Source organism: Clostridium sp. MCC345, from assembly GCF_018785345.1.
Taxonomy (GTDB): Bacteria; Bacillota; Clostridia; order Lachnospirales; family Anaerotignaceae; genus Anaerotignum_A; species Anaerotignum_A faecicola.
Genome location: NZ_WQPP01000048.1, coordinates 1 through 4,230, shown reverse-complemented (window position 1 = coordinate 4,230; position 4,230 = coordinate 1). Strand labels below are relative to the sequence as shown.

Here is a 4,230-nt window from a genome sequence, read left to right as displayed (position 1 = left end):
GCGTCTGCTCCGTGAGGAAGTCCGCAAAATGTGACTTCTTTTTGGATTTGATGAAAAAGTCCTTGACTTTTCGTCTCTGGAAAGACAGCAAAATCAATTCTGATTAGCTGTGGTGCGAGGTTGGCACCATTTGATATTAAGGAGCTGCGTGACCTGACTTCTTATGATGAACTGGAGCTTGATACGTTGGGAGAGAAAAAGACAGCATTGTTTGTCATTATCTCGGATACCGATGCAACATTCAATTTCATTGTAAGTATCATGTATTCGCAGTTATTCAATCTGCTTTGTGACAAGGCAGATGATGTATATAATGGGAGACTGCCGATTCACGTCCGGTGTTTACTGGACGAGTTTGCGAACATTGGGCAGATTCCGCAGTTTGAGAAGCTGATTGCTACCATTCGTAGCCGGGAAATATCAGCTTCTATTATTTTGCAGTCAAAGTCACAGCTAAAGGCTCTGTACCGGGATAACGCTTCCACGATTGAAGGAAACTGCGACACAACCCTGTTTCTGGGAGGAAAAGAGAAAGATACTCTGAAAGATCTGGCAGAAATCCTTGGAAAAGAAACGATTGACCTTTACAATACCTCGGATACGAGAGGTACGATCCAGTCCTACGGTCTGAACTATCAAAAGACCGGAAAAGAGTTAATGAGTCAGGACGAGATTGCGGTCATGGATGGCAGTAAGTGTATCATGCAGCTTAGAGGTGTAAGACCATTTTTCTCAGATAAGTTTGATATAACGAAGCATAAGCAGTACCCGTTGTTATCCGATTATGACAAAAAGAATGAATTTGACATTGAAAAATACGTCAAGAACCGGAATAAACTGCGTTTTAAGCAGAATGATATGGTGGATGAGGTATGCGATGTCGGAGAAATTGCTGAGTAACTTCTGGTCACAATGTCCAGAAGTGACCTTACAACTAAATATTGGAACTATTGTTATGGGAGTTTTTCTGAAAAATCATAAATCAGAACAGCTCCCTTTTTTCATTTAATTTTCAAGAAAAAGGAGACAAACGAATGAGCTTTTTTACAACATCAGTAACAGGACTTAAAACAGTAGTAACCGCAATCGGAGCAGGTGTAGGCGTGTGGGGAGTTATCAATCTTCTCGAAGGATATGGAAACGATAATCCCGGTGCAAATGCTCATGTGCGGTAAAGTAACACAATAATTTGATAGGCAACCGCCCCTATTCCGTAATTTGAAAGACCGGCTATAAAAAGTTGTATCCGTATGGTATAATAAAAACAAAAAATATCAAGGTGGTAAACGCTTATGGAATTTCACGAAAAGCTGCAAGAACTTAGAAAACAAAAAAATCTAACACAAGAAGAACTTTCTGAAATACTGTTTGTTTCACGAACTGCCATTTCAAAATGGGAGTCAGGGCGTGGCTATCCAAGCATTGACTCCTTAAAAGCTATTGCAGAATTTTTCGGAGTAACAATAGATGAACTGTTATCCAATAGAGAACTGATTTGTATTGCAGAAAAAGATAGTCACCAAAAAACACAGCATATGCGTGATTTAGTATTTGGCTTGATTGATTGCTCTGTTGTAATGTTGTTTTTTATCCCTCTTTTTGGACAGCAAGGGGGCGAGATAATTCGTCAAGTGTCTTTGCTATCGTTACAGGAAACACCATTGTTCATAAAAGTTGCATATTTTGCAATCATTTTATTAACAGTTGCTTGTGGTATTGCTACGTTAGCTTTGCAAAATTATTCCAGCATTATTTGGATAAAAACAAAGACTATCTTATCTATGATATTGACTATAATTAGCGTTGTTATCTTTATTGCAAGCCTTGAACCTTATGTAGCCTTTTTTACATTTGTTTTGTTGATTATCAAGGGCGCTTTGTTGCTAAAACGCCCATGACACGAAGCGTATCAATGATGTGACGGGCAAATTCTTTCGTTTTTTTCACTCCAAAGTTAAAGTGTGATTAGGCAAGAGCCAAATACATAAAAAACAAAGGAGCAAAAAAATGAAAGAAGAAAAGAAAAAAATCCAAAACAATTTTATTGTAGCTGCCGGACTGTTGGCTTTGTTCATTCTCTACACAGTGGCAATTATGTTTGTTGATGTGCAGCCAATCGGCCCACAGGGTTCATCTGTCGGGTTTGCGGAAGTCAATCAATATTTTCATACGCTGTTTGGTGTGAATATGCTGCTATATAGTATAACAGACTGGTTGAGTATTGCTGTACTGTTTATCATGTTCGGATTTGCAATGGTAGGTCTTGTGCAACTTATTAAAAGGAAAAGTCTGTTTCGTGTAGATAGCAGTATTTTGGTATTAGGCGGTTTTTATGTGCTTGTATTTTTGGCATATCTCTTTTTTGAGTTTTTTGTTGTAAATTACAGACCTGTTTTGATTGAGGGTGTTTTGGAAGCCTCTTATCCGTCCTCTACAACAATGCTTATGATGTGCATTATGCCTACGGCTATTATGCAATTTCACCATTTGATTTCAAGCAAAAGATTAAGGAATATAGTAAATGCTTTTTGTGGTATCTATGCAAGTTTTATGGTCATTGGGCGGGTTTTATCTGGTGTGCATTGGTTTACTGATATTGTGGGTGGAATATTGCTTAGTGCAACACTTGTTATGTTGTACTATTCCACAAATCAGTTAGTAAATAGCAAAGCCAGCCGGAGCAGTCAACGGTCAAGATGAACGGGCTGCGCCCGCCGTTGACAGCCCCGCCTGTCCTTGCTGGTGGGTAGTCAAGGGGCGACAGCAGGGAGTGCTGCCGCCCCTCACTATCATCAGAGAAAGGGGGATTTTCCATGACCGAGAAAGAATACAAAGAACATATCCAGTACACCCATAACGCCTATTGCCGGATAGTCATTCGCCATGCTTCCATAGACGCTGCCCGTATGCTGTTTGCCAAGTGGAAACGAGAAATCTCCCTTGAATACTTGACCGAAGAAAAGTTTGTTCCACTAAGCACCACAGACGAGTATTTTCAAGTGCCAGACTATGGCGAAACTTATCCATTCTCCGTCCGGGGGGCAGACGATACTTTTAGATAGCTGCTCCCTTGCGGTTGCTCTTGCCGAGCTGCCGGAACAAACGCAGGAGGAAATCTTTTTGTATTACTTCCAGCACTTGACGCAGAAAGAAATCGGGGAACAAAGCGGCTGGACACGTAGCACAATCGGGCGGCATATTCAGCTTGCCTTGAAGCGGCTGAAAGAGGAAATGGAGGTGTTGTCCCATGAGTAACCGACTTCTCCCCTATGACACTATCATAAAGGCACATGAGGGCGACCCCATAGCAATACAAGCTGTCCTTGACCGATACGCCGGATATATCCGCTACTTCTCCAAGATGAACGGCTATTATAACTCTGATATGGAGGACTACATCAGAACAAAGCTGATTGAAAGCCTGTTCAAGTTCCGGTTTGACCGATAACATAAAAACTGAATATCCCGCCGCCCCGCAGCGGCACATGAAGCAGTAAATCCGAAAAAGATTTGCTGCTTTTTTTGCGCCCATTTTTGGCAAATCGGGAAAGTGTCGGTACTGGTATGTGAGCAAGGAAATTTCCCGTTTTCTATCAAACAGCGGGCAAAACACAGCTTCCAAAACGCCTTATTGTCGGGAAAGACCGAGCCACCGGAAAAGTTCTTGCCGGAAAGTCCGTCATTTTTGCTTTTTGCGGTGTTGTAGGGAGTAAGGGGGGAGAATGCCAGCCTGCCGCCTTTTATGAAAAAAGCTGGTTATAGATTTCCCGAAAAAGTGGCAGTAGGAAGTGAACGGCAGTCCGGCAGTTTCTTAGAGCAAGATTCTACCGAGGTGCCAAAATTCGCTTTTCGCTCATTTTGCCCCTGCGGGAATCTTGTTGGGGAGTGCCTTCCCCAAACCCTGCTTATGCGGCTTACGCCGCTTATCCCGCCGCAGCCATGCGGCAGCCGAAAGGAGGTTTTTACCATGCGAAAACGATATAACACGCCCCACCGCAGCCGGGTAGTCAAGACACGCATGACCGAGGAAGAATACACCGAGTTTGCGGAAAGGCTTTCTGCTTACAACATGAGCCAAGCCGAGTTTATCCGGCAAGCCATAACCGGGGCAGCCATACGCCCCATCATAACCGTTTCCCCCGTCAATGACGAGCTGCTTGCCGCTGTTGGGAAGCTGACCGCCGAATACGGCAGGATCGGCGGCAACTTAAACCAGATAGCCCGGACGCT

General features: G+C 43.0%; 6 protein-coding genes and 2 pseudogenes. All 8 read left to right on the top strand.

The window, feature by feature from the left end; all coding sequences use genetic code 11:
* Positions 1-75 precede the first annotated feature (75 nt).
* Positions 76-900: pseudogene (locus GPK49_RS09155) on the top strand (VirD4-like conjugal transfer protein, CD1115 family); the annotation flags it as partial.
* A 134-nt stretch (positions 901-1,034) separates the two neighbouring features.
* A pseudogene (locus GPK49_RS09150) lies at positions 1,035-1,163 on the top strand (Maff2 family mobile element protein); the annotation flags it as partial.
* A gap of 129 nt (positions 1,164-1,292) precedes the next feature.
* The gene (locus GPK49_RS09145; protein WP_215677564.1) at positions 1,293-1,898 is read left to right on the top strand and encodes a helix-turn-helix domain-containing protein; all 606 of its coding nucleotides are present in this window, start codon (positions 1,293-1,295) and stop codon (positions 1,896-1,898) included.
* A gap of 109 nt (positions 1,899-2,007) precedes the next feature.
* Entirely contained in the window at positions 2,008-2,700 is a 693-nt protein-coding gene (locus GPK49_RS09140; RefSeq protein ID WP_021661434.1) for a phosphatase PAP2 family protein, read from the top strand.
* A 113-nt stretch (positions 2,701-2,813) separates the two neighbouring features.
* The gene (locus GPK49_RS13215; protein ID WP_444876954.1) at positions 2,814-3,062 is read left to right on the top strand and encodes a hypothetical protein; all 249 of its coding nucleotides are present in this window, start codon (positions 2,814-2,816) and stop codon (positions 3,060-3,062) included.
* Between the two features lie 58 nt (positions 3,063-3,120).
* Positions 3,121-3,255, top strand: a complete 135-nt coding sequence (locus tag GPK49_RS13210) for a sigma factor-like helix-turn-helix DNA-binding protein (protein ID WP_444876953.1) — start codon at positions 3,121-3,123, stop codon at positions 3,253-3,255.
* A complete protein-coding gene (locus GPK49_RS09130; RefSeq protein WP_021661436.1) occupies positions 3,248-3,448 on the top strand; it encodes a helix-turn-helix domain-containing protein in 201 nt (66 codons plus the stop codon). The genes GPK49_RS13210 and GPK49_RS09130 overlap by 8 nt, the downstream gene beginning before the upstream one ends.
* A gap of 519 nt (positions 3,449-3,967) precedes the next feature.
* A partial coding sequence (locus GPK49_RS09125) for a plasmid mobilization protein (protein ID WP_215677562.1) occupies positions 3,968-4,230 on the top strand: 263 nt, incomplete at its 3' end.

Coding starts and splice junctions, on each gene's coding strand:
- GPK49_RS09145 (WP_215677564.1), top strand. CDS start 1,293: ATGGAATTTCACGAAAAGCTGCAAGAACTTAGAAAACAAAAAAATCTA.
- GPK49_RS09140 (WP_021661434.1), top strand. CDS start 2,008: ATGAAAGAAGAAAAGAAAAAAATCCAAAACAATTTTATTGTAGCTGCC.
- GPK49_RS13215 (WP_444876954.1), top strand. CDS start 2,814: ATGACCGAGAAAGAATACAAAGAACATATCCAGTACACCCATAACGCC.
- GPK49_RS09130 (WP_021661436.1), top strand. CDS start 3,248: ATGAGTAACCGACTTCTCCCCTATGACACTATCATAAAGGCACATGAG.